Here is a 23,971-nt window from a genome sequence, read left to right on the forward strand (position 1 = left end):
CGACACTAGCACACCACGAGCAGACGCCAAGCGGGCGAATTTCGAGCAGGAGAACGCAAAATTGCGCGAATTCCCAGCAGCGAATCCACCTGGGGGAGGACGATTCTCCATAGTGGACGAGACACTCGCCCGCTCACCGACCCCGATCCATGTCCGCCGCCGCGAATGGAGCGTGTTGTGTCCGAAGGTCCCGCGTCATCGACCCTGCCGCGCCGCCAGCTCGGCCGTTATCTGCGCGACTGGCGTATCCAGGCGGGATTGACCATCGCCGAAGCCGCCAAACTCATGGAGTGGGGCGCGAGCACCCTACAGCGGCTGGAAAAGGGCAATGCGGACCGCATCCGAACCATCGACATCCAGGAGCTGTGCCGGATCTACGGGATACCGGCCGAAATCGCCGAGGGGCTCAAGGGTTTGGCGCAGCAGGCGGCCGTCAAGAGCTGGTGGCACTCCTACGGCGACCTGATCCCGGAGAACTTCGACGTCTACGTGGGCCTGGAGGCATCCGCGCAGCAGTTGTCGTGCTACCAATCGGAATTGGTGCCCGGGCTGCTCCAGATCGCCGAATACGCAAGGGCCCTGAACCGCCTCGGCTATCCGGAAGAGTCGGCGGCGGAGGTGGATCGGCGCGTTCAGCTGCGCCTGCAGCGCCAGGCCATGCTGACCCGCCGCACCCGGCCGGCGAATCTGGCCATGGTGTTGCACGAATCGGTATTGCGCCGCCTGGTGGGAGGTGCAAGGGTGATGGCGGCGCAGGTCCGGCACTTGGCGGAACTGAGCACTCGGCCCAATGTCTGCCTGCGTATCCTGCCCTTCGCCGCCGGTGTCCCGCTGGGACTTTCGACCGGCCCGTTCGTGATTCTGGAGTTCGGAACCGACAGCAAAGGGCAGCCGGTCGAGCCCCCGGTGGTCTACGTGGAGGGTTTCACCGGCGATCTGTATCTCGAGAGACAGGGCGACGTTCAGCGCTATCGCCGGGCCCAGGACGGCCTGGAACGCTGCGCGTTGGACGTCCAGGACAGCAGAAACCTGCTTAGACAGGTGGCGAAGGAGTATTCGGCATGAGTGTGGAGCTTTCCGGGGCCCGCTGGTTCAAGAGCAGCCGCAGCGGGGCCGGTAAGGAGTGCGTCGAGGTGGCGTTCCTGGCCACCGGCCGGGTCGGCGTGCGGGACAGCAAGAATCCGCAGGGCCCGGCGCTGGTGTTCGGCGCCGCGGAGTGGCGGTCGTGCACCGCTGCCATCGAAAACGGTGCGCTCGAGGGCTGATTCGCTGATCGAGGGTTCACGGACCTCGCTTCCGTGAACCCTCGCCGCTCTGTGGAAGCAGCTTCATAGGATTGCGACCACGCCGATCGCGACGGCGGCCACCAGCACGCCGATCGCGATCGCGGGCATCAATGCGCCGGTCAGTACATATACGCCCATCGCCGATACCGCGAAGAGCATCCCTACGATCAGCCGTTCGACCCAGTCATCGGGACCCATTTTCCGGTACCGGGGACGCGCATTCTTCAGTCCTCGGTCCACGAATAGTTGGATACCCATGCTTAGCCGGGGCAAACGTGCTTCCGTTGCACAATCGTCGCGGTGTCGTGATCTTCCCAGCTACCGCCGGAAAAGCTTGTTGCCGAGCCAGACGATGGGGTCGTATTTGCGGTCGACCACGCGTTCCTTGAGCGGGATCAGAGCATTGTCGGTGATCTTGATGTGTTCCGGGCAAACCTCTGTGCAGCACTTGGTGATGTTGCACAGGCCCAGGCCCGCTTCCTCCTGTGCCAGCTCGCGCCGATCGGCCACATCGAGGGGATGCATTTCGAGTTCGGCAATGCGCATCAGGTATCGCGGGCCGGAGAATGCGTGCTTGTTGTCCTCGTGATCGCGCACCACGTGGCAGGTGTTCTGGCACAGGAAGCATTCGATGCACTTGCGGAATTCCTGCGACCGCTCCACATCGGCCTGCTGCATCCGGTACTCGCCCGGCTTCAGATCCACCGGCGGGGTGAAAGACGGCACCTCGCGCGCCTTTTCGTAGTTGAACGACACATCGGTCACCAGATCCCGAATTACCGGGAAGGTGCGCATGGGCGTCACCGTCACCACTTCGTCCTGGGTGAAGGTCGACATGCGCGTCATGCACAGCAGCCGCGGCCGCCCGTTCACCTCCGCCGAGCAGGAACCGCACTTGCCCGCCTTGCAGTTCCAGCGCACCGCCAGGTCCGGCGCCTGGGTGGCCTGCAGCCGGTGGATGATGTCGAGCACCACCTCGCCCTCGTTCACCTCCACGGTGAAGTCGTGCAGGCCGCCGCCCTCGGTGTCGCCGCGCCACACCTTGAACTTCGCCTCGTAACCCATGGCTATTCCGCCTTTCCTGCCTCGTTAGGCAGCTCCGTGTCCCGCAGCACTGCGAGATCCGCGGAGGTGTAGTACTTTTCGAGCTCGGCCGGGTCGAACAAGCGCAGCAGATCCTCCCGCATGGGCACCTGGGCCTCGGGGGTGACGGTCACCGACGGCACCGAGAACCCGACCTCGTCCGGGTCGACGGTGCAGACCAGCAGCTTGTTGCGCCACACCGGATCCATGCCGGGATGGTCGTCGCGGGTGTGGCCGCCGCGGCTCTCGGTGCGCAGCAGCGCCGCCTGGGCCACACATTCGCTGATCAGCAGCATATTGCGCAGGTCGATGGCCAGGTGCCAGCCCGGATTGAACTGCCGGTGCCCCTCCACGGTCACGTGGTCGTAGCGGTCGCGCAGTTCGGCGAGCTTCTCGACGGCCTGCTTCAGCTCGTGTTCCTTGCGGATGATGCCGACCAGATCGTTCATGGTCTGCTGCAGGTCCATGTGCAGCGTGTACGGGTTCTCCCCCGGGCCGCCCTCACTGGGCGGATCGAACGGTGTCACAGCCGCTTTCGCGGCCGCGGCCAGATCGGCATCGGAGATCTTGGGCCGGGCGGCCAGCTGCTCCACATAGGTGGCCGCGCCGAGCCCGGCGCGGCGTCCGAACACCAGCAGATCCGAGAGCGAGTTGCCGCCCAGGCGGTTGGACCCGTGCAGACCGCCCGCGCATTCGCCGGCCGCGAACAGGCCGGGCACGGTGGCCGCCTGGGTGTCCGGATCGACCTCGATGCCACCCATGACGTAGTGACAGGTCGGGCCGACCTCCATGGGTTCCTTCGTAATGTCCACATCCGCCAGCTCCTTGAACTGGTGGTGCATGGACGGCAGCCGCTTGACGATCTGATCGGCGGGCAGGCGCGAGGCGATATCCAGGTACACGCCGCCATGCGGCGTCCCGCGCCCGGACTTCACTTCCTCATTGATGGCGCGGGCGACTTCGTCACGGGGCAGCAGATCCGGTGTGCGCCGGGCGGAGTCGTTGTCCTTCAGCCACTGGTCCGCCTCTTCGATGGTCTCGGCGTACTGGCCCTTGAACACCGGCGGGATGTAGCCGAACATGAATCGTTCGCCCTCGGAGTTCTTGAGCACGCCGCCGTCACCGCGCACCGCCTCGGTGACCAGGATGCCCTTCACCGACGGCGGCCAGACCATGCCGGTCGGATGGAATTGCAGGAACTCCATATTGATCAGCGACGCCCCGGCGCGCAGCGCCAGCGCGTGCCCGTCGCCGGTGTACTCCCAGGAGTTCGATGTCACCTTGTAGGACTTGCCGACGCCACCGGTGGCGATCACGATCGCGGGGGCCTCGAAGACGACGAAACGCCCGGATTCACGCCAGTACCCGAAGGCCCCGGCGATCCGGTCGCCGTCCTTGAGCAGTTCGGTGATGGTGCATTCGGCGAAGACCTTGATGCGCGCCTCGTAGTCGCCGGTCTGCGCGAAGTCCTCCTGCTGCAGCGAGACGATCTTCTGCTGGAAGGTGCGGATGAGCTCGAGCCCGGTGCGGTCGCCGACGTGCGCCAGCCGCGGATAGGTGTGGCCGCCGAAGTTGCGCTGGCTGATCCGGCCGTCCTTGGTCCGATCGAACAGCGCCCCATAGGTTTCCAGCTCCCACACCCGGTCGGGGGCCTCCTGGGCGTGCAGTTCGGCCATGCGCCAGTTGTTGAGGAACTTGCCCCCGCGCATGGTGTCCTTGAAATGGGCCTGCCAGCTGTCCTTGTCGTCGGCATTGCCCATGGCGGCCGCGCAGCCGCCCTCGGCCATGACGGTGTGCGCCTTGCCGAACAGGGATTTGCAGACCACCGCCACCGACAGCCCGTGCTCACGGGCCTCGATGACCGCACGCAGACCGGCGCCGCCGGCGCCGATCACGAACACGTCGTACTTGTGCCGTTCGACTTCAGGCATGGAACCGAACACTCCTGGGAGACAGAGGAATAGGAAGCTGTGACGATCAGCCGATGAGGCGCGGGTCGGAAATCGTCCCGCTGGCCACCAGCATCACGTAGAAATCGGTCAGGACCAGCGTGCCCAGCGTGGTCCACGCCAGCTGCATGTGGCGGGTGTTCAGCTTGGACACCACGGTCCAGAAGCGGTACCGCACCGGATGCTGCGAGAAGTGCTTGAGCCGCCCGCCCGCGATGTGGCGGCAGGAGTGGCACGAGAGCGTGTACGCCCACAGCAGCAGGGCGTTCCCGGTGATGATGGCGGTACCCAGCCCGATGCCGAAGCCGCCGTCCTTGCCGTGGAAGGAGATGACCGCGTCATAGGTGTTGATCACCGAGATGATGACCGCGACGTAGAAGAAGTAGCGGTGCGCGTTCTGGATGATCAGCGGAAGCCGCGTCTCCCCCGTGTATTTCGCGTGCGGCTCGGCCACCGCGCAGGCGGGCGGCGACATCCACACCGACCGGTAATACGCCTTGCGGTAGTAGTAGCAGGTGAGCCGGAACATCAGCAGGAACGGCAGCACCAGGAAGCCCAGCGGGATCCACATGGGCAGGTCGCCGATCGGCGTGCCGAAATGACTCGAGCCCTTTTCGCAGACGGTGCTCAGGCACGGCGAATAGAACGGTGTCAGATAGTGGTAGTCGTTCACCCAATACGCAGCGCGCACAAAGGATCTGACGGTCGCGTAAATGACGAACGCGCCCAGGCCGAGCACCGTCATGGCCGGTGGTACCCACCAGCGGTCGGTGCGGAGCGTCCGGGCCGCGATGGCGGCCCGGCCCCGGCTGAAAACCCCTGTGCTGTCCGATTCAGAAGCCCTGACTGGTGCGGCGCTCACTGCTGGATGCCTCGCTGCTCTACCCCGTGGAACGTCATCGTTACCTCCGGCATCGAAGGTGATGGTGAGCACCTTACGACAGTGGCGCTATCACTCGAGCTCGCAACAGCTATTTCGTGATCCCGTGATTTGCGCCACATTTCCGGTGCTCACCAGCGTTTCGTTTGCTCGGTGAACAAACGGCAATCTCGTGAATGCGGCACGCTGTCAGAAAGATTGGGATTTCGGACATTGCGCAGCTCGGCCGGTCGTTTCTCCCGGTTACACACCGTCACACGGCAGCAACAACTCTGTGGTGGCCTGTCCCCTGAGCTAGACAACCCCCTCCGGGGGAGCCGGTGATGAGGTTCGAAGGGAGCCGGTGATGAGACGAGTGGCCATCGTGATGCCGATGCGCACACCAGTGGGGATGCCCGACGGGGTGATGGCCGCGGTTCCGCCGCATCGCCTGGTGGGCACGGTGATCGCGGCGGTGCTCGGCCGATCCGGGATCGACCCGCAGCGGGTGGAACAACTCGTCACCGCCGTCCCCGACCCCGAGGCCCTGCGGCCCGCGCTCCCCAACTGCGGGCTCTCGCCCGAACTCGGCGATTTCGCCGTCGGCGGCGGTCCCGGCAGCGGCCTGCGCGCCCTGGTCACCGCCGCCATGATGGTGCAGACCGGCGCGGCCGACGTGGTACTGGCCGTCGGCGCCGAATACGACCGCGCCACAAAGGGATTCGCCAAGCAATCGCCCAGCGTCGCGCCCCGGCGGCCCGCCCGCCCCGGCTCCGAGCCCGAGGGCGGCCCCAGTACCGATGAGCAGATCGCCCTCTGGGCCGCGGCCGAACCCATACTGGGACAGGCGGATTCGCTGCGCATCGAGGACCTGGCCGGTGACCACGGCCTGACCCGCGCCGACGTCGACGTCTACGCCGCGGCCAGCCACCGCCGCGCCGCCCGCGCGCATCGCCAGGGCGTCTTCGGGGTGGAGATCGCGCCGGTCGTGGTGTGCGCCGAACCCGACGATCCGAACTCCGGAGTGGTGCGGCTGGTCGACCGCGACGAGGGTTTGCGCGACGATGTCTCACCCCGCGCCTTCGCCGCGCTGGCACCCTTCCTGGCCGACGGCGTGACCACCGCGGGCAACAGCGCCACCCGCACCCTGGCCGCCTCGGCCTGCCTGGTGGTGGCCGAGGAGCGGCTGGTGGATCTGGGCCTGGACCCCATGGGCTACCTGGTCCACTGGGTGAGCGCCGCGGGCCCGGGCGGCGGCCCGGTGCCCGCCACCACCTCCGCCATCGCGAAGGCCCTGTGGCGCAGCGGCTTCGAACTGCCGGATCTGGAACTGCTGGAGGTGGAGGAGACCTCCGCGGTGGAGGTGCTGGCCCTGGCCCGCACCCTCGGCCTCGACGACCGCCACGGCGAGCGCCTCAACGTGCACGGCGGCGCCATCGCCCTCGGTGAGCCGGGCGGTGCCGCGGGCCTGCGCATGGTCACCACCATGCTGCACGAATTGTCCCGCCGCGACGGCGGTCTGGGGCTGGCGGTCTCCCCCGCCGGACCGGGCCGCGCCCTGGCGGCGGTCTTCGAATCCCCCGACCTGGAGCCGGTGTCGCAGGCGCCCCTGGGCGCGCGCTTCCGCGGCGCGGGCAGCAGGCGTTCGGTGCGCGGCCGCCACCGGCACTGAGCATCGGCCACGCCTCGACGTCATTGTCGAGGTGGCTCCGCAGGTGTTCTGAAGAGTCGGTTACTTGGTGCGGGGGCGGGAGTGGAAGCCGAGGCCCTCGTCCTGTGCGCCCATCCAAGCCGCCTCATCGTGCTTGGCGTCGGGGACGTAGATGGTCTCCTGCTTCCCCTGCGGTGATTCCGGGGGTGGCGCCTGCTCGAACTCGTCGGTGTCGATGACGAGCCTTTCCAGATCGTTCTCCAAGCGGCGGACCGTGCCCGCGTCTCCGTAGTGCGAACGCAGAGCGCTGACGCACTGCCGGAGCTGGCCGACCGCGTAGCGGAGTTCAGCAATTTCGCTGCGTGTCATCGAAACCCTCCTCGAGCCGTGTGACAGACCACACATAGTGATCTACAACACAGTACGTGATCATGTTGGATACGTCTCGTCCGCCGGGGATATTCGCAGCTCAGGGGCCTGTCGCGGGAGCCGGAATGATGGCGGCAGGCGTTTCAAATCGCTGAATTCGCCCGCCGCCGAGTGCCTCTCGGAGCCGCCGCCGCTACCCTGCGATGGCGTACTCGGGGCCGCAATCCGGCCCGCAGTCCGGGTCCTGGCCGCGGGCGGCTCCGATGGCCCGGGCCACCAGCGCCACCACCGCCGCGGCCACCTCCTCGGCGCGCTCCAGGATCACGCTGTGCCCGGCCCCGTCCAGCCGCACCAGTTCGGCGTCGTCGACCTGCGAGGCCAGCACCACCGAATGCGCGAACGGGATCATGATGTCGGCCGAACCGGCCAGCACCAGCACCGGAATCATGCCCAGCCGGTGCAGGGTCGCGGACTCGTCGAAGCGCATGAGCGACTCCAGGAAGCTGGCCATGGTCAGCAGCGAGGTGTCGTTGAGCATGGCCGTGGCCACCGCCAGCATGCGCGGGCTCACCTTGCGGGTGCCCAGGGTGGCGTCGCGCATGATCGGCTCGAAGACGCGGCGGCTCAGGTGCTTCGAGGCCTGCATGGCGCGCGGGGCCTTGCGCACGGCGGCCCGCAGCGAGCTCACCGCGGGTGCGCTCAGCAGCCGCCCCAGCCCGACCCGGGTCACCCCGCTGGCGGCGCTGGAGATCAGCCCGACCGCCACGATCCGGGTGCCGATGGTCTCCGGGTACAGCCGCGCGTAGGCCAGCACGGTCATGGCCCCCATCGAATGTCCCACCAGCACAACCGGTCCGGCCGGGACCACGGCCCGCAGCACCGCGTCGAGGTCCCGGGCCAGCTGCTCGATGGTGTAGGTCGAGGGATCGGCGTCGCCCGAATCCCCGTGTCCGCGATGGTCGTAGAACACCATGTGGGTGTCGTCGCCCCAGGTCCGCAGCAGGTGCCCGCGCATGAACGCCCAGGATTCGGCCCGCAGGCAGTGCCCGTGCACGAATACGACGGCGACCGGCGCGTCGGTCGCACCGAATTCCCGCACCGCGAGTGGCACGCCGTCATCGGCGGACACGGTGAGGTGGCGGCCGTCGAAATCGGCGGCCCGGGGCTCGATAGTGGACATGACGTCCTCCCGAAGAGTTCGCCTTCTTGCCCGGTTGTCGATAGAGATAACCCCCGCGTTAACCCCCTACACCAGGCGTTATGCACAAGTTGTCCAACTGAAGCCGCCGATCTATGCAGCACTGTCGGCGTATCTACCCGACTCTCGGCAACTTGCAAGACCGACGTAGAGATCCCCGGCCATCGAGCCGGCTCAGCACTCTCTACAGCTGTCTACGAAATAACCTAGACATCTGTAGAGAGGTTGATCGATGCGGCCGCGGTAGCCGTCATATGAATCTGCCGCTATCTAGCTAATTAGCTAGATAGCGGCAGATTTCTGTTGTCTCCCGTCCGCTAGGTCGCCGCCCCCGTCTTCGTGGACGGCAGGAACGGCCGGAGCTGGTTCGGTTCGGTGGACGGGCCGAACTGCCATTCGGAGATCCACGGGCCGGTGCCCTCGCTCGGGTCGAGCGCGCCGACCTCGAGGAAGCGGTAGCGGCCGTCGAGGACGCCGCGGGTGAGGTCGGTATCGGCGTCGTCGGTGTTGGACCACAGATCGGCGAAGAGCTTCTCGACGCGCAGCCGGGCCTGGCGGCAGAAGACCTCGGCCAGTTCCTCGGCGGCGGGACCGTCGGGACCGCCTGCCACGCGCAGGGATTGGGCGCGGACGCAGGCGGCGGCCATGGCGAACAGTTCCGCGCCGATGTCGACGATGCGGCCCAGGAAGCCCTGCTTGTATTCGAGCTTGGCCTGCCAGCGGGCCATGCCGTACATGAGGGCGCGGGCCTGCTTGCGCGACATCCGCTCGACGAAGCGCATATGCCTTGCCAGCGGGCCGAATTCGCCGTAGGTGACCGGGGTGGTGCCCGCGCCCACGGTCAGCTGCGGGAACCACTTGGCGTAGAACCCGCTCGCGCCGACGGCGGCCTTGGCCTTGTCCTTGAGTTCGGCATTGCGGTCGACCAGCGCACCCGCGGCGGCCATGTGGGCATCGGCCATCTCACGCGCGATGAGCAGGCGCATGATCTCGCTGGAGCCCTCGAAGATGCGGTTGATGCGCAGATCGCGCACCAATTGCTCGGCCCCGACCGCCCTTTCGCCGCGTGCCGCCAGCGAGGCGGCGGTCTCGTAGCCGCGGCCGCCGCGAATCTGCACCAGCTCGTCGGCGATCTCGCAGGCCATCTCCGAGGCCCACAGCTTGGCCAGGGCGGCCTCGATGCGGATGTCGTTGCGGTTCTCGTCGCACATGGTGGCCGACAGGTCGAGCACCGATTCCAGCGCGAAAGTGGTTGCGGCGATGAAGGAGATCTTCGCGCCCACCGCCGCGTGCTCGCCGACCGGGCGGCCCCACTGCACGCGGGTGCCGGACCATTCCCGCGCGATCTTGAGCGACCACTTGGCCGCGGCGGTGCACATGGCCGGAATCGCGAGGCGGCCCGCGTTCAGGGTGGTGAGCGCGATCTTGAGGCCATCGCCCTCGCGCCCCACCAGATTCCGCTTGGGGACGCGGACATTGTGCATGCGGGTGACGCCGTTCTCGATGCCGCGCAGGCCCATGAAGGCATTGCGGCGCTCCACGGTGATGCCCGGGCTGTCGGCCTCCACGATGAAGGCCGAGATGCCGCCGCGGTGGCCCTCGCTCTTGGGCACCCGCGCCATCACCACGAGCAGCTCGGCGACAACGCCATTGGTGGTCCACAGCTTCACGCCATTGATCTCGTACGCCTCGCCGTCGGCGGTCGGGGTGGCGGTGGAGGCCATGCGCGCGGGATCCGAACCCACGTCCGGCTCGGTGAGCAGGAAGGCGCTCACCGCGCCTTTGGCGCAGCGCGGCAGGAACTCTCGCTTCTGCTCGGGGGTCCCGGCCAGCTTGAGCGGCTCGGGCACGCCGATGGACTGGTGTGCCGAGAGCAGCACGCCGAGGCTGGCGTGCGCGGATCCGACCAGCATGAGGGACCGGTTGTAGCCGACCTGGGAGAGCCCGACGCCGCCGTACTCCTCGGGAATCTTGAGCCCGAAGCAGCCGAGTTCGGCCAGCCCGCGCACGTATTCGTCGGGAATCCGGCCCTCGGCCTCGATGCGCTGGCCGTCGATGGTCTCGCAGAAGGCGCGCAGCCGCTTCAGGTAGGCCTCGGTCTTGGCGGCGTCCGCGGCGTCCGGGTGCGGGAACGGGTGGATGAGGTCGAGCCGGAATCGGCCGAGGAACATCTCCTTGGCGAAGGACGGCTTGGCCCAGGTGGTTTCGCGGGATTCCTCTACCAGTGCTCGGGCCTGTTCTTCGGTGGCGTTCACTTTGGCGGCAGTCGCCATGATGTCCTCCTCGACCGTGATGAGAATCACATTCGAGTGTAGGAGCCTTTGTTACCCACCGGTAGGGGCTGGCAAAGATCGAAAAGCCTTGTTACGCAGTGATCTTGATCGGTGTGCAACCATTCGGTTACTGCACGCTGCGGAGGTACCGGCCGAAATGCGGGACGGTGAAACCGATGCTGCCGCGCTCGGCCGAGTAGATGAGGCCCTTCTTGATCAATCCGTCTCGTGCCGGGGACAACGAGGCGGGCTTGCGTCCGAGCTCGCTGGCGACCGCCGAGGTGGCGACCGGACCGTCGTCGCCCGACAAATCGGCCATGGCGCGCATATATTCTCGCTCCGCCGGGGTAGCTCGTTCGTAGCGAGAACCAAAGAAACCGACCGCCAACTCTTCTTCGGCGGCCGGAGCCGCCACCGCGACGTCCTCCGCCGAGATCGGGCTCTGCGCGGCCGCGTCCCAGGTCGCCTTGCCGTACGCCTGCACGAAATACGGGTAGCCGTCGGCCTTGCGGTACAGCGCGTCCAGGGCCTCCTCGCTGTACTTCACGCTCTCCCGCTCGGCGGGGGCGATGAGCGCCTGATCCGCCGACTCGCGATCGAGCCGATCGATGCGGTGATAGGAGAACAAGCGCTCCGAGTAGCTCTTGGACGCCGACAGTACCGCGGGCAGATGCGGCAGCCCCGCCCCGACCACGATCAAAGGCGCGGCGTCCTGGCTCAATTCGTGGCAGGCCCCGCAGATGGCCGAGATATCGGCGGGCCCGAGGTCCTGCATCTCGTCGATGAACACCGCGATCCCGATCCCGGCATCCCGCACCAGCGCCGCCGCCTCCATGAGCAGCTCCACCAGATCGATCTCGATATCGCCGGAGTCGGCCCGCCCGGTCACCGCCGGTACGTCGATGCCCGGGTTCCAGCGCTCGCGCATGCCCTTGTCCGCGGTGGAGCGCAGCGCGAACGCCTTGAGAATCCCCAGGAAATCGTCCACCTGCTCCGGATTGCGGTGTGCGACAGCGATCGAGCGCACCGCCATGTGCAGCGCCGACGCCAGCGGCCGCCGCAGCTCCTGCTCCGGGCGCGCCTCCAGCTTGCCGGTGCCCCAGCCGCGCGAGCGGGCGGCCGAGCGAAGCTGATTGAGCAGCACCGTCTTTCCGACCCCGCGCAGCCCGGTGAGCATGACGCTGCGCTCCGGCCGCCCGCGCGCCACCCGCTCCAGCACGATGTCGAAGGCGTCGAGCTGCCGATCCCGGCCCGCGAGTTCGGGCGGGCGCTGCCCCGCGCCGGGCGCGTAGGGATTCCTGACGGGGTCCATGCGGCCCAACCGTAGCGCGGGGATCGGCCCCGGCGCAGCGCAAGAATCACGGATTATCCGGGCATCTATGGAGGGTCCTAGACACAGCTATCGATCGGCATACGCGACCGATCGAGTTCGCGCCCGCACTGTCCGATGCGGTATCTACCCTTATGCCTGATTCGTTGGGATCCAGCGCAGGAGGGTTCATGTCGGAAGAAGCCGTACCCACCGTCGCGGAGGTGGTCGAATCCTGGAACGTGCCCGCCGAGGCGATTGTCGCCGCGCGCATCCGCAACAACATTCTGGTGGCCATCGAGCGCGGGTACGACGATCCGCAGTTGGTCGCGGACCTCGCGGTGGGTCCGCTGGTGATGGCGCTCGGGCAACTCGAGGTGGATCTCGCGGACGCGCGCCGGCGGATCGCCGAGCTCGAGCGGGTGCTCGACGGGCAGGGTTGATCACGGCGGCGAACGGTTCATAACGACGGTGTCGATCAGCTATACCGTCTTGTGATCAGGGGCCCTATACACCGAATTACGCTTCCAGCGGGGCGTTCTGGAAAAGGTGCGACACACCTATCGCGCCGGGTGGACAACGGCACGGCCGAGTCGTAATCTTCTCGTGACTTAGCGGAGTCTGGTGCTTCATCGGAGAGGCAGCCCGCTTTGTGACAGCAGCAAGATCGGAGATGCGGCTCAGTGGGTAAGCACAGCTTGCAGCGGGAATCTCGGCTTCCGAATTCCGTCAAGGGTGCCATCGTGATGGGTGCGATGGCGGCTACGACTACCGGCGCGTTCCCGGCGATCACCGCCAGCGCTGCCACCCTCGACATCCCCGGCATCGGAAACTTCGACGTGCCGGACCAATTCGCACCCCAGGTGCAGCAGTTCAACCAGGCGGCCAAGGACGCCGCGACGGCCCTGCAGGCGGCTCCGGCCCCCGCGGCCCCCGCGCCCGCGCCGCAGTTCCAGCTGCCCTCCCTGTTCAACAAGTCCAGCAGCGTCGGCGACATCGCCCTGCACGCCGCCGAGACCAAGGTCGGCGCCCAGTACTCCTGGGGCGCGACCGGCCCCTACTCCTTCGACTGCTCCGGCCTCGTGCAGTGGGCCTACAAGCAGGCCGGAGTCGAGTTGCCCCGCACCAGCTTCGAGCAGTCCAATGTCGGCGCCCCGGTCGCCTTCGAGGACCTGCAGCCCGGCGACATCGTCGTCACCAACGGCGGCGGCCACGTCGGCATCTACGCCGGTGACGGCAAGCTGCTGAACGCCGTGCAGTCCGGCACCCCGGTCTCCTACACCAACCTGCACCCCAGCCAGGTCGTCACCGCCCGGCGCATCGCCACCTAGCAGACCGGCGTCACCGCGTCAGGCAGTATCGTCGGACGCGTGACCCCGGCTCCACTGAGCACCACGGCCCAGGCCCGAGTTGATTCTTGGACCTGAGCCGTCCGCATTTTCAAAACCCGTTCGGCCGCCGCCGCGGCGTGTCGCGCGGGGCATGTAAAGGTCAATGGCGTACCTGTGAAACCCGCGCACCCGCTCGAGCCGGGTGACGAGATCCGGACGCGGGTCAATGGTTCCGAACGCATCGTCATCGTCGAACAGCTCATCACCAAGCGCGTCGGCGCGGCCGTGGCCGTGCAATGCATGATCGACAAGAGCCCGCCCCCGCCCGATCCGCAGGTGGCCGCCCTCATGCCCCGGCGAGACCGCGGCGCGGGCCGCCCGACCAAGCGCGAACGCCGCGAAACCGATCGGTTGCTGGGACGCGAAGGCGACTGACCGGGACGGTCCCCGACCCCTAAGGCTTCGAATCGCCCTGTTGCGGACTCGGATTCCCGGGCTTGGCGGCCGCCGCGGTGCGCGCACCCCAGGCCGCGGCGGCAATGGTGACCAGCGCGCCGAGCATGAGCGCGGCCGGTTCGCCGGGCTTCAGCACGTGCAGCTGGGTGCCGACGGTGACCGCCGCGACCGGGACGCCGATCTGCGCGGAGGCGATGGACCCCAGTGGAATCGGCTGCCCCAGAAAGCGCATGAGCGCGTGGGCGAGCACCGCGCCCAGCCCGAGCGCCAGCCCGAGCAGGATCAGGTACGGGTGGTCGCCGAACTCGCGCAGGTTCAGCCGCGCGCCCAGCCAGACGAAGAACAGCGGCGCCAGGAAACCGTCGCTGAGGGCGAACAGCTGCTTGGCGACCCGGCGCGGCTCCCCGACCGCGGCCACCGCCAGCCCGAGGGCGAAGCCCGCCAGCATGATCGAGACATGGCTGCGGGTGGCGAGCGCGCCCAGCGCGAACAGCAGCCCCAGGCTGACCCGCAGTTCGAGCGCGAACTGCCGGTCCTCGGAGACCTTGTGCAGCCGATGCCGGATGCCGGAGTTCTCTGCCCAGCGCAGGAAGAAGTAGACCAGCACCGCCGCCCCGGCCACCAGCAGCGCACCCAGCGCGGCCCGGCTCGCATTGCCCGGATCGATCACCAGTGGCAGCGCCACCACCGCGGTCGCGTCGGCAATGGCCACCTGGGCGGTCAACTCCAGCACGGGTTTTCCGCCCAGCCCCTGCGAATCGATGATGGGCAGCACGATGGCCGCCGAGGAGGAGGCGATGAGCACGGCGTAGAGCAGACCGTGGCCGGTGCCGAACCAGGCCGCTATGCCCTGCCCGGCGAGCACCGCCAGCACGCCCACCATCGCCGCGCGCAGCGCGCCCTGGCCCAGCGCCGAGCGAATGGACGCGTCGCCCACCGGCACATGGGTCCCGGCCACGAACATGACCACCCCGAAGCCGACGTCGGCCAGGAAGGTGAAGGTCGGATCGGTCGGGTGCAGCAGGCCGACGCCGGTGGCGCCGAACACGATTCCGGCCAGCAGTTCGCCCAGGATGACCGGCAGGTGCCAGGACTGCCGCCAGGCCAGCCAGGGTCCGGCCAGGCCGAGCAGGGTGATGAGGGTGAGGGTCTGGAAGGTCACGGTGTCACGCGCTCACGGTAGCGAGGCGATCTTCACCGGGATGGCGATGTTCTCGTCGGTGTAGTAGATGGCGCACACCCGGTGATAGCCGTCCGCGATCACCATGGGCGCGTTCTTGCGGAAGTCGCCGCGCACCACCAGGATCGGCGAGAGCGCCTTGCCCGCCACGATCTTCTGCAGATCGCGCCGCACGTACGGGTTCGAGGTGGGCAGGGCGTCCAGCTGCGAGGCGCGCAGCAGATCCTTGGCCTTCTTGTGCACCACCGGCGCGTCGCGCAATTCCTGGATCACCGCGTCGATGACCGCGGGCTCCGCCAGCATCTCGAGGTAGTCCGCGGCGGCCGGATAGTCGTGCTCGTCCGGCACCTTCTTCCACTTCACCGTGATCACTGGGTCCGCCATGGAGCAATCCTGCCCTAGGCGGCGGGCCCGACCTCCCATTCCACGCAAATGACGCGCCGATCCGCCTGCGCCGCCGCCAGTTTCCGCACCGCCTCCGACTCGGCCGGGCCGGGAACCGGGGTCAGCACCACGGTGAAATCCGCCGGATCCGCCGCCGTCAGCTCCAGCAGATTCGCGGCGGCCGCCAGGCGGGCCTCCCCCGACGCGTGCACCACACCCCGAATCGCCGACCCGCACTCGCGAATGTCCTGCAGCGCGGTCGCCAGATCCGTCCGATCCGCGCCGTCGCAGCGCATCACCACGATCCGGTCCTCCATCCCCGCGAGGCTCTCCGGCAGCGGCCGCGGAGTCCGGGTCAGCACCACCACGTCCCGCGCCCCGGCCTCCAGCAGCCACCGCACCGCCGCCTCCCCCTGCGCCCCCAGCCCACCCGCGACCACGTACGCCCCCTCCGGCCGGATTTCGACCGACGGGAAGGCCGGGGCCGTCGAGGAGCCCCCGGCCCACAGCCGCTCGCCGTCGAAATCCTTTCTGCGCCACTGCCGCTGCGGTGGCGCGGTGGTGTGCGGCCCGAGCGCCGTCCAGTCCACGGCCCGCCCCTCCAGATACAGCCGCGCGACGGTGCGTAGGAAGCTGCCCGCCTCGTCCTCCCGCGCCAGTACCGCATGCGCGCCATCGCGCAACGCGGCCCGCTCCCGGACCGCATTGGTCAGCACGGGACCGGGACCGATCTCCAGCACGGTCGAGATCCCCTCCGTGACAGCACGTTCCAATGCCGCCGCCAATTCGACGGTGCCGCATGCATTGTCCGCCCAGTACTCAGCATCGAGCCGGACGTCCGGGCGCTGTCCACCGCTGACGGCCGCGGCGGTCACTCCGGATGGGCCGGGTGGGGCGGAGGCCGCTGCGCCGGGGCCACCGGCCGAATTCGGGGCGAGCCGGTCGGCCCGTGGGGTGAGGTCCTCGGCCGTGTGAAGCACCAGGCCACGGTGGGTGGTCGAATACAACGGTCGCCGGGGCGAACTCGGCGCGAGATCGTCCAGCTCACTGCGCAGTTCGGCGGCGCGGGCGCGGACCTTCGGCAGATGGACAGGCGCGGGCACGGCCTCGGCCGGGATGCGCTGGGCGAAGATGGCGCGCCGGTGCGCGCGCCGCACCAGCGCGTCCACATAGCGCGGCTCGCCGGACACGGTGACGGTGGTCGGCCCGTCCACCGCCGCCACCGCGACATCGGCCCGCATGGGTTCGACCAGGCGCATCACCTCCGCCGGCGTCGCCTCCAGCACGGCGGCGGCTCCGGCCGCCCCCGCCCGCTCGATCAACCGCGCCCGCGCCAACACAACCCGCGCCCCGGCCCCCAACTCCAGCGCACCACTCGACACCGCCGCCGCGACCTCTCCCACCCCGTGCCCGGCGACGCCATCCGCCCGAATCCCCCAGGATTCCACCAACTCGGCCAACGCCACCTGAAACACGAACAGCGACGCGTGCGCGAAAACCATCTCACCCCAGCCCTCGTCGCCACCGAAGCCGGTCTCACCACCGGGGTCCATCGCACCATGTCCCGCGCTGCACGCTGACTCTCCGGTCGAACCGCCGCCGGGATGGGAGGTTCGTCGGAATCCGTTGCGCGGCGTCCATACTCGCGGGCCGCCCGATTCGACTACGGCGTCCGTGGCGGCGGTGAGCGCGGTGGCGAAGACCGGGTAGCGGGCGGCGAGTGCGCGTCCCATGCGCGGGTGGTCGCCGGAGCCCGGGAACAGGAACAGGATTTCTCCGGTGCGTTGTTCACGGACCGGGGCGAACACCTCGACCGGATCGTGCGGCCCGGGGTTCGCCGTGATCATTTGGGGCGCAGGTGCATTCGCCGCTGTGGCCGCGATGCGGCGGGACAGGGCGCGCAATCGGGCCGCGGCTTCGGAGCCGTCGCGGGCCAGGATTGCGGCGCGGGTGCCTTCCGGGATCAGTCGGGCGGTGGCGGCGGCGAATTCGCGCACCGAGCGGTAGGAGCCCGCGGCCACCGCCCAGCGCAGGGCGAGGTCGTGGATGGTGGCGGGGTCGCGGCCGGTGACGGGGATTAGGATGGGGGGTTCGTCGCCGCGGTCGGGGAGGGTGCCGGGCTCGCCGCGTACGGGTTCGTCGAGGGCGATGTGCGGATCCAGGCCGCTCGCGTCCTGGAAGCCCAGGCCGGGGCCGGTGATGTCGGCGTAGCGGCGGGTGCGGGTGCGGGCGGCGTCGGCGGTGCGCTGGAGGATCAGGACGGTGCAGACACCGGAACCGGTGCGGTGGCCCGGCATGCGGAGGTCTGAAATGTCCGGTAGGAGAGCCAGATCCACGCCGCCCGCGATGACGAACGGCACCGCCTCGTCGGCCAGCAGGCGCACGCCCATATCCACCGCGACCAGCGGCGAGGCGCGCTGACTGTCCACGGTGAGGCTGGGGCCGTGCAGCTCCAGCGCGCGCGAGAGGTGATTGGCGGTATGGGTGCCACCGGCCGCACCGAAGACCACGGCGGCGTGGGATCCCGGTGCCAGGCAGCCCAATCCGGAGTCGTCGAGGGCCTCCACGGCCACCTCGAGATTGGTGCGCTGGCGCGGGGTCAGACCTGCGGCCGCGAGGCGGTCCAGGCCGAACCACTCGTGGTCGAAGTCCGTACCTGTCGCCCGGCAGCCGACACCGACGATCGACACCCGTGGGAAGGGGGTGGGATCGGTCGATGCTCTCGTACTCTGCCGCACAGGGAAGCCCTCCCGTGTCCGCGCCCAAGCTGCCGGAGATCGCGCTGTCGGCCGTCGAGGTACCTCCGGCGATTCTGCCAAGATTTCGCCGTCGCCAGAAGGGCTTTCGGGTGTGGGGTCAGATTACCGCTGCCCGCGGTTATGAGGCCGTGGCCGTGCGCGTCGGAAAGGGACGGTCGAACTCCTCGGCCGTGGCATGCGCACTGAAGAACCGCAATGCTAGATTCACCGCGTCCTGTTCGGTGTACACACCCGAGATGGCCATGGTCCGGCGCAGCGCGTCGTCGTCGAGATAGATTCGAGTGATTGCCATTTCAGGCACCTCCGCCGCATCCGTCGTGTACTGAAAGCATGACGGATGCGGCGGGCGCCGATACTCGAAATGACCAGAGCCCTTGGCGCGAAACCAAGGGCTCTTTGTCGTAATTGTCTGGGACGTACGGACTTTCGCCGGAATTATCCGAGCATGCCCGCGAGTCGTTCCCGGATCAGCGCCTCCGCCTCGGAAACCATCCGCGACACCAGCTCACCGCAGGTCGGGATGTCGTCGATGAGGCCCTGCACCTGACCGGCCGACCAGATGCCGGCGTCCAGATCGCCCTCCTCGAAGACGCGACGGCCGCGCGCACCGGCGACCAGATCCCGCACGTACTCGAACTTGCCGCCCGCCTTCTCGATTTCGACGACCTTGCGGCTGATCTCATTGTCCGCCACCCGCGCGGTGTTGTGCATGGTGCGGAAGATGAGCTGGGTGGCGCGCTCGGAATTGGCGACGATCTGATCCTTGACCGTCTGGTGGATCGCCGACTCCTGGGTGCACATGAAGCGGGTGCCCATATTGACGCCGTCCGCGCCCAGCGCCAGTGCCGCGACCAGGCCGCGCGCGTCGGCGATGCCGCCGGAGGCGATGACCGGGATGTCGAGGGCCTTGGTGGCCGCCGGAATCAGGATCAGGCCCGGCACGTCGTCCTCGCCCGGGTGGCCCGCGCACTCGAAGCCGTCGATGGACACGCCGTCCACGCCGATCTTCTGCGCCTTGAGCGCGTGCCGGACGCTGGTGCACTTGTGCAGCACCTTGATTCCGGCTTCCTTGTAGTACGGCAGGAAGGGCTCCGGATTGGACCCGGCGGTCGCCACGATCTTCACGCCGGACTCGATGATCGCCTTGACGTAGTCCTGGTACGGCGGCGGGTTGATCGACGGCAGGATGGTGACGTTCACGCCGAAGGGCTTGTCGGTCAGCTCGCGCGCGCGGTCGATCTCGCGACGCAGGTCATCCGGGGTCGGCTGGGTGAGCGCGGTGATGATGCCGAGGCCGCCCGCCTCGGAGACGGCCGCCGCCAGTTCGGCGCGGCCGACCCACATCATGCCGCCCTGCACGATGGGGTGCTCGACCCCGAAGGTCTCGGTGAACCTGGTCTTCAGTGCCATTGACGCTGTCCTCTCCCTGCCTCTCACGACTGCCCTGATACGCGCATAGTTGCATATGGGGCGACAACCCCGATGTGAGTCGGAGTTTGCAGTCTTGGTGGCCTGTTGGTGACATGCCCGTGGATAGGCGACAGGTCCGACCGGCCTCTCTTGCCCCTGAATACCTGCTCTGATCTGCTTATTGAATGAATGAGAACTTCCCGGCGAGACCTTCTCTGTAACCCTTGTCACGCTAGAAAGTTAAGCGGTATTCTCACGGTCGATCAGCGTGAAAGGACACCGCATGACCTTCCAGCCGCTAGACGAGCCGATTCGGTCGCGTCGCAATCACTGGGTGAACCAGATCGCGACCCACGCGGCGATGCGGCCCGATCGCGTCGCCTTCAAGTTCAAGGGCGTGGACACCACCTGGAAGCAGCTGCACGAGCGGTCGGAGCGTTTCGCCGACGCGCTGTCCCGTCGAGGGGTCGGGTTCGGCGATCGTGTGCTCATCCTGGCGTTGAACTACACCGAGTACATCGAGGCCGTCATGGGCATCAATGCCCTGGGCGCGATCGCGGTGCCGGTGAATTTCCGGCTCACCCCGCCCGAGGTGGCCTACATCGTGGCCGACTCGGGCGCGAAAGCCATTGTCACCGACTCGATCCTGCGGCCGCTGGCCGTGGGCGTGGCGGGGCAGGCCCCGGAGCTCGGCACCGTCGTCGTGATCAACGGGCAGACCGGGGAGGGTGTGCTCGGCTACGAGGAATTCCTGGCCGAGACGGGCGAACCCCGTGCGCCGCTGGACATTCCGGAGGAGACGCCCTGCCTGATCATGTACACCTCGGGCACCACCGGCAGCCCCAAGGGCGCGGTGCTGACCCACGCGAACATGAGCGCGCAGGCCCTGACCTGTATCCGGGCCATGGAGATCACCCCGGATTCCATCGGCTTCTGCACCTCGCCGCTGTTCCACATCGCCGGATTGGGCAGTCTCACGCCGTATTTCATGCTCGGCGGCAAGACCGTGCTGCACCCGCTGGGCGCGTTCGATGCCACCGAATTCCTCGACCAGGTCGAGAAGGAACAGGCCACCGCCGCCTTCTGCGTGCCGGTGCAATGGCAGCTCATCTGCGAGGAGCCGACGGTCAAGCAGCGCAAACTCGCGCTCCAGGCGCTGTGCTGGGGCGCGGCCCCGGCCTCGGACACCGTGCTGCGCGCCATGGCCGACTGCTTCCCGAACGCCTTCAACGTGGCCGTCTTCGGGCAGACCGAGATGTCACCCATCACCTGCGTGCTGGAGGGCAAGGACGCGCTGCGCAAGATCGGCTCGGTCGGCCACCCCATCCCCACCATCCAGGCCCGCGTGGTCGACGACGAGATGAACGACGTCGCCCCCGGCGAGATAGGCGAAATCGTCTACCGCGGACCGACTCTCATGCAGGGCTACTGGAATCGCCCCGAGGCCACCGCGGAGGCCTTCCACGGCGGCTGGTTCCACTCCGGCGACCTGGTCCGCCAGGACGAGGAGGGCTTCATCTACGTGGTGGACCGCAAGAAGGACATGATCATCTCCGGTGGCGAGAACATCTACTGCGCCGAGGTGGAGAACGTCCTGTTCGCCCACCCCAAGATCCACGAGGCCGCCGTGGTGGCCCGCCCGCACGAGAAGTGGGGCGAGGTCCCGGTCGCCGTGGTCGCCCTGGTTCCCGGCGAGGACCTCACCCTCGAGGAGCTGACACCGTTCCTCAACGACTCCCTGGCCCGCTACAAGCACCCCAAGCACCTGGTCATCGTCCCCGAACTGCCCCGCAATGCCAGCGGCAAGGTCGTGAAGGTCGAACTGCGCAAGCAGTATTCGGCCTAGATCATGTCCTTGGCGGTGAGCCAGCGCATGATCGGCCAGCCGCAGAAGACCGGCAGCCAGCAGGTGAGGACGCGGTAGAGGAGGACGGCGGGGACGGCGATCGCCGCCGATACTCCGAACGCGGCCAGGCCACCGATGAGGGCGGCCTCCACCGCGCCCACGCCGCCCGGGGTCGGGGCGGCCGAGGCCAGGGTGCCGCCGATCATGGTGACGATGGTGACGGTCACGAAAGTCGTATTGCCGCCGAAGGCTTCGATGCTGGCCCACAGGGCCAGCGCCATGCCGAGGGTGGTGGTGGCGCAACCGCCGATGATCATGGCCATGCGGCCGGGCTTGCGGCCCAGGTCCTTCAGCTGACCCACCACCTCCGCCAGCTGTGGGCGCACCTCGTCGAGCAGCCAGCGGCGGATCTTGGGAATGAACATGGTCGCGCCCAGCAGGCCCAGCAGCGCGCCCGCGACGAAGTACAGCACCGTCGCGCTGGGCACGAAATGCGAGAGGTTCGTGGAGGTTCCGGCGAGCGCGCCGAAGATCATCAGCAGGATCACGTGGGTCACGACCTGCACGGTCTGCTGTAGCGCCACCGCCGCGGTGGCCCGCACCGCGCCCAGGCCGCCCTTCTGCAGAAACCGCACGCTCAGCGCCAGGCCGCCGACACCGGCCGGGGTCGTGGTGGCGGCGAAGGTATTGGCGATCTGCATGAGCAGCAGGTTGCGGAACTTGACGGCCTCGGAGGCGCACGCCCACAACGCCATTGCCGCGCCCACGTAGGTCAGGGCCGAGACGGTCAGCCCGAGCAGCGCCCAGCCCCAGTGCAGGTTGTGCAGTTCGGTGAAGAAGGTCGGCACCTGGCTGATGTACGGGTAGGCCACGTAGACCAGGCCGATGAGCAGCACCAGCTGGATGATCTGATTGCGGGAGAAACGGGTGACCTGCGCGGCCGCGATCTTGTCCTGCCCGGTCTGCTCGACCACCTCGGTGCGCAGTTCCTTCATGAGGTCGCCCGCCTCGGGCACCGCCTTGCGTAGGTGCGCGGGCATGGCGGTGCGGGTGAGCCGGGCCGAGGCGTCCAGCACCGCCTGCTTGTCCAGCACCTCGAGCGCGGTGCGCACCGCCGGTTCGGTGCCGAACAGTGCGGAGGAGGACAGCAGCAGCTGCGCTACGTCGGAGTCGAAACGCACCTTGTAGGCGCCGAATTCGGACTGCACGAAGCCCTCGAACAGCACGGTGTCGTCGTCCAGCACGCGGATCTCGTCGGTGCGCAGATCGCCGTGCGAGATCTGGGCCTGGTGCATGCTGTGCAGCGCCTGCCACACCCGGGTCAGCGTCTTCTCCCCGTCGGCGGCGGTGAGCGGGCGGCCCTGGGCGACGGTGTGCGCGTACATCATCCAGCTGCGGTCCAGCGCCGCGACCGTGAGCGGCTTGTTGCTGGCCAGCCCCAGATCCGCGATGGCGAAACCCATCAGCGCGCGATGCTCGACCGCGCGCCGCATGGACGCGAAGGAGGCCGGGTATTCGCCGCTGCGAATGGTGAGCCAGCGCCGGAACTGCTGCAGCATGCCGCGGCTGCGCTGGTTCGCGCCGTACATCTCGATGATCAGTTCATTGTCCGGCGAACCGTTCGCGCCCGCCGTCGCGCCGGTCGGCTTCGGCGCCGCACCACCGTTGGGCGAGGCGCTCAGCCCCGGTTGCGGCACGGTGCTCGCCGAAAGCACCAGCGGCCCACGGGCGGCCGGGCGCACCACCTTGAACGCGGTCACCCGGAATCCGCGCCGGGCCAGCACCCGCACCACCGCGTCCAGGGGCACCTCCAGCGCGGGCGTGCCGACCACCAGCACGATCACCGAGCCCACCAGCCAGCCCACCACCAGCCCCAGCGCGGCCCGGGCGGGCACCACCAGGGACACGAACAGGTGGATGGGCACGAAGGCCAGCAGCAGCGTCCACCACCAGCGCCGCCAGCGCTTGGGCAGCCACGGGCTGGCCACCGTGAGCACCGCGGCCAGCATGGCGATCCAGCGCGGGTCGTCGAGGAACTGCGACAGGAAGGTATTGACCTGCTGCGGTTCCGACAGATGCCAGCGCGGCGCGGAGAAGCCGGTGCCGGTGATGGAGAACAGCCCCAGTGCGATCAGGCCCGCGGAAAGGAAGCCCGCCAGCAGCTTCCACTGCCCGCGCAGCACCAGCCGGACCAGGATGGCGAAGGGCAGGGCCAGAATCGCGATGCCGTAGACGATGTAGACGAGGTTGGACTGTTCCGGGGTCAGGAAGCCGACAATGCCGGATACCGACCGCTCCAACTGCTCCCACTGCGGCCGGGTGATCAGCGATCCGGCGATGACAATGGCCACCGACAGCGCGGACAGCACGACGCGCAGAATGTCACTGGTCCGGCGGATCCGCGGCTGCAGCAGGCTGCCGGAGACAGGAATCTCCCGCCCGTCGACTCGCATGTCCTATTCGCGCTTTCGGATCGTGGGAACGCCTCTGGTCCCATGGTCGGCTCAGGTGAGTATGCGGCAGGCGACAGGCTTACCCGCCTCCCAACACGCCGGTAACCGTAACAGTGCTTATTTGCCCTCCGCTTCGCTCCGGGCGGGTTCGTGGCGCTGGAGGTCTCGTTCTTCC

The 23,971-nt window shown here is 68.2% G+C and carries 21 protein-coding genes; 7 read left to right on the top strand and 14 right to left on the bottom strand.

Annotated elements, in window-relative coordinates:
• Positions 1-177 precede the first annotated feature (177 nt).
• Both NS2_RS24345 and NS2_RS24350 read left to right on the top strand, forming a co-directional pair.
• On the top strand, positions 178-1,065 hold the full coding sequence (locus NS2_RS24345) for a helix-turn-helix domain-containing protein (RefSeq protein ID WP_033089758.1): 888 nt from the start codon (positions 178-180) through the stop codon (positions 1,063-1,065).
• Positions 1,062-1,265, top strand: coding sequence for a DUF397 domain-containing protein (locus tag NS2_RS24350; RefSeq protein WP_033089750.1), 204 nt, complete (start codon positions 1,062-1,064; stop codon positions 1,263-1,265). The genes NS2_RS24345 and NS2_RS24350 overlap by 4 nt, the downstream gene beginning before the upstream one ends.
• Positions 1,266-1,328: 63 nt before the next feature.
• Here the strand turns inward: NS2_RS24350 and NS2_RS24355 are convergent, their stop codons facing one another.
• From NS2_RS24355 to sdhC, 4 genes are all read right to left on the bottom strand, one after another.
• The gene (locus NS2_RS24355; RefSeq protein ID WP_033089749.1) at positions 1,329-1,526 is read right to left on the bottom strand and encodes a hypothetical protein; all 198 of its coding nucleotides are present in this window, start codon (positions 1,524-1,526) and stop codon (positions 1,329-1,331) included.
• A gap of 78 nt (positions 1,527-1,604) precedes the next feature.
• Positions 1,605-2,351 carry a succinate dehydrogenase/fumarate reductase iron-sulfur subunit gene (locus NS2_RS24360; protein WP_033089748.1) on the bottom strand — a complete coding sequence of 249 codons (747 nt, stop codon included), beginning with the start codon at positions 2,349-2,351 and terminating at the stop codon, positions 1,605-1,607.
• Positions 2,352-2,353: 2 nt separating this feature from the next.
• The gene (locus tag NS2_RS24365) at positions 2,354-4,300 is read right to left on the bottom strand and encodes a fumarate reductase/succinate dehydrogenase flavoprotein subunit (RefSeq protein WP_052086788.1); all 1,947 of its coding nucleotides are present in this window, start codon (positions 4,298-4,300) and stop codon (positions 2,354-2,356) included.
• Between the two features lie 46 nt (positions 4,301-4,346).
• A complete protein-coding gene (gene sdhC, locus NS2_RS24370; protein ID WP_033089747.1) occupies positions 4,347-5,180 on the bottom strand; it encodes a succinate dehydrogenase subunit SdhC in 834 nt (277 codons plus the stop codon).
• 385 nt (positions 5,181-5,565) lie between these two features.
• Here sdhC and NS2_RS24375 point away from each other — a divergent pair, with 385 nt between their 5' ends.
• The gene (locus NS2_RS24375) at positions 5,566-6,849 is read left to right on the top strand and encodes a thiolase family protein (protein WP_228102977.1); all 1,284 of its coding nucleotides are present in this window, start codon (positions 5,566-5,568) and stop codon (positions 6,847-6,849) included.
• Positions 6,850-6,909: 60 nt separating this feature from the next.
• Here the strand turns inward: NS2_RS24375 and NS2_RS24380 are convergent, their stop codons facing one another.
• The 4 genes from NS2_RS24380 to NS2_RS24395 form a co-directional block, all read right to left on the bottom strand.
• Complete coding sequence (locus tag NS2_RS24380; protein WP_062614366.1) at positions 6,910-7,197, bottom strand: Rv0250c family protein; 288 nt, start codon at positions 7,195-7,197, stop codon at positions 6,910-6,912.
• Between the two features lie 193 nt (positions 7,198-7,390).
• Positions 7,391-8,377, bottom strand: a complete 987-nt coding sequence (locus tag NS2_RS24385; RefSeq protein ID WP_033089745.1) for an alpha/beta fold hydrolase — start codon at positions 8,375-8,377, stop codon at positions 7,391-7,393.
• Between the two features lie 335 nt (positions 8,378-8,712).
• Positions 8,713-10,668: an acyl-CoA dehydrogenase family protein gene (locus NS2_RS24390; protein ID WP_036547206.1), complete on the bottom strand. Its 1,956-nt coding sequence runs from the start codon at positions 10,666-10,668 to the stop codon at positions 8,713-8,715.
• Positions 10,669-10,795: 127 nt separating this feature from the next.
• A complete protein-coding gene (locus tag NS2_RS24395; protein ID WP_033089744.1) occupies positions 10,796-11,980 on the bottom strand; it encodes a DUF8462 domain-containing protein in 1,185 nt (394 codons plus the stop codon).
• 188 nt (positions 11,981-12,168) lie between these two features.
• Here NS2_RS24395 and NS2_RS24400 point away from each other — a divergent pair, with 188 nt between their 5' ends.
• The 3 genes from NS2_RS24400 (at position 12,169) to NS2_RS24410 (ending at position 13,743) form a co-directional block, all read left to right on the top strand.
• Positions 12,169-12,420 (top strand): hypothetical protein, encoded by a 252-nt coding sequence (locus NS2_RS24400; protein WP_033089743.1) that lies wholly within the window; start codon positions 12,169-12,171, stop codon positions 12,418-12,420.
• A gap of 303 nt (positions 12,421-12,723) precedes the next feature.
• A complete protein-coding gene (locus NS2_RS24405) occupies positions 12,724-13,308 on the top strand; it encodes a C40 family peptidase (RefSeq protein ID WP_052086787.1) in 585 nt (194 codons plus the stop codon).
• 105 nt (positions 13,309-13,413) lie between these two features.
• Positions 13,414-13,743 carry an RNA-binding S4 domain-containing protein gene (locus NS2_RS24410; RefSeq protein ID WP_033089741.1) on the top strand — a complete coding sequence of 110 codons (330 nt, stop codon included), beginning with the start codon at positions 13,414-13,416 and terminating at the stop codon, positions 13,741-13,743.
• A gap of 19 nt (positions 13,744-13,762) precedes the next feature.
• On the opposite strand, the gene NS2_RS24415 is transcribed toward NS2_RS24410, so the two are convergent.
• The 5 genes from NS2_RS24415 to NS2_RS24435 form a co-directional block, all read right to left on the bottom strand.
• A complete protein-coding gene (locus tag NS2_RS24415; protein ID WP_033089740.1) occupies positions 13,763-14,926 on the bottom strand; it encodes a cation:proton antiporter in 1,164 nt (387 codons plus the stop codon).
• Positions 14,927-14,938: 12 nt separating this feature from the next.
• On the bottom strand, positions 14,939-15,316 hold the full coding sequence (locus NS2_RS24420; RefSeq protein ID WP_033089754.1) for a hypothetical protein: 378 nt from the start codon (positions 15,314-15,316) through the stop codon (positions 14,939-14,941).
• Between the two features lie 26 nt (positions 15,317-15,342).
• Entirely contained in the window at positions 15,343-18,018 is a 2,676-nt protein-coding gene (locus tag NS2_RS24425) for an acyltransferase domain-containing protein (RefSeq protein WP_033089739.1), read from the bottom strand.
• A gap of 187 nt (positions 18,019-18,205) precedes the next feature.
• Positions 18,206-18,379, bottom strand: coding sequence for a type II toxin-antitoxin system VapB family antitoxin (locus tag NS2_RS24430; protein WP_155238944.1), 174 nt, complete (start codon positions 18,377-18,379; stop codon positions 18,206-18,208).
• A 143-nt stretch (positions 18,380-18,522) separates the two neighbouring features.
• The gene (locus NS2_RS24435) at positions 18,523-19,497 is read right to left on the bottom strand and encodes an NAD(P)H-dependent flavin oxidoreductase (protein WP_173850113.1); all 975 of its coding nucleotides are present in this window, start codon (positions 19,495-19,497) and stop codon (positions 18,523-18,525) included.
• A gap of 283 nt (positions 19,498-19,780) precedes the next feature.
• On the opposite strand from NS2_RS24435, the gene fadD5 reads away from it, so the two are divergent.
• Positions 19,781-21,343 (top strand): fatty-acid--CoA ligase FadD5, encoded by a 1,563-nt coding sequence (gene fadD5, locus NS2_RS24440; protein ID WP_033089738.1) that lies wholly within the window; start codon positions 19,781-19,783, stop codon positions 21,341-21,343.
• Here fadD5 and NS2_RS24445 read toward each other — a convergent pair.
• Positions 21,340-23,796, bottom strand: coding sequence for a lysylphosphatidylglycerol synthase transmembrane domain-containing protein (locus NS2_RS24445; RefSeq protein ID WP_033089737.1), 2,457 nt, complete (start codon positions 23,794-23,796; stop codon positions 21,340-21,342). The two genes, fadD5 and NS2_RS24445, sit on opposite strands and share 4 nt — an antisense overlap.
• Positions 23,797-23,971: the final 175 nt, after the last annotated feature.

The organism is Nocardia seriolae NBRC 15557 (genome assembly GCF_007990715.1).
Taxonomy (GTDB): domain Bacteria; phylum Actinomycetota; class Actinomycetes; order Mycobacteriales; family Mycobacteriaceae; genus Nocardia; species Nocardia seriolae.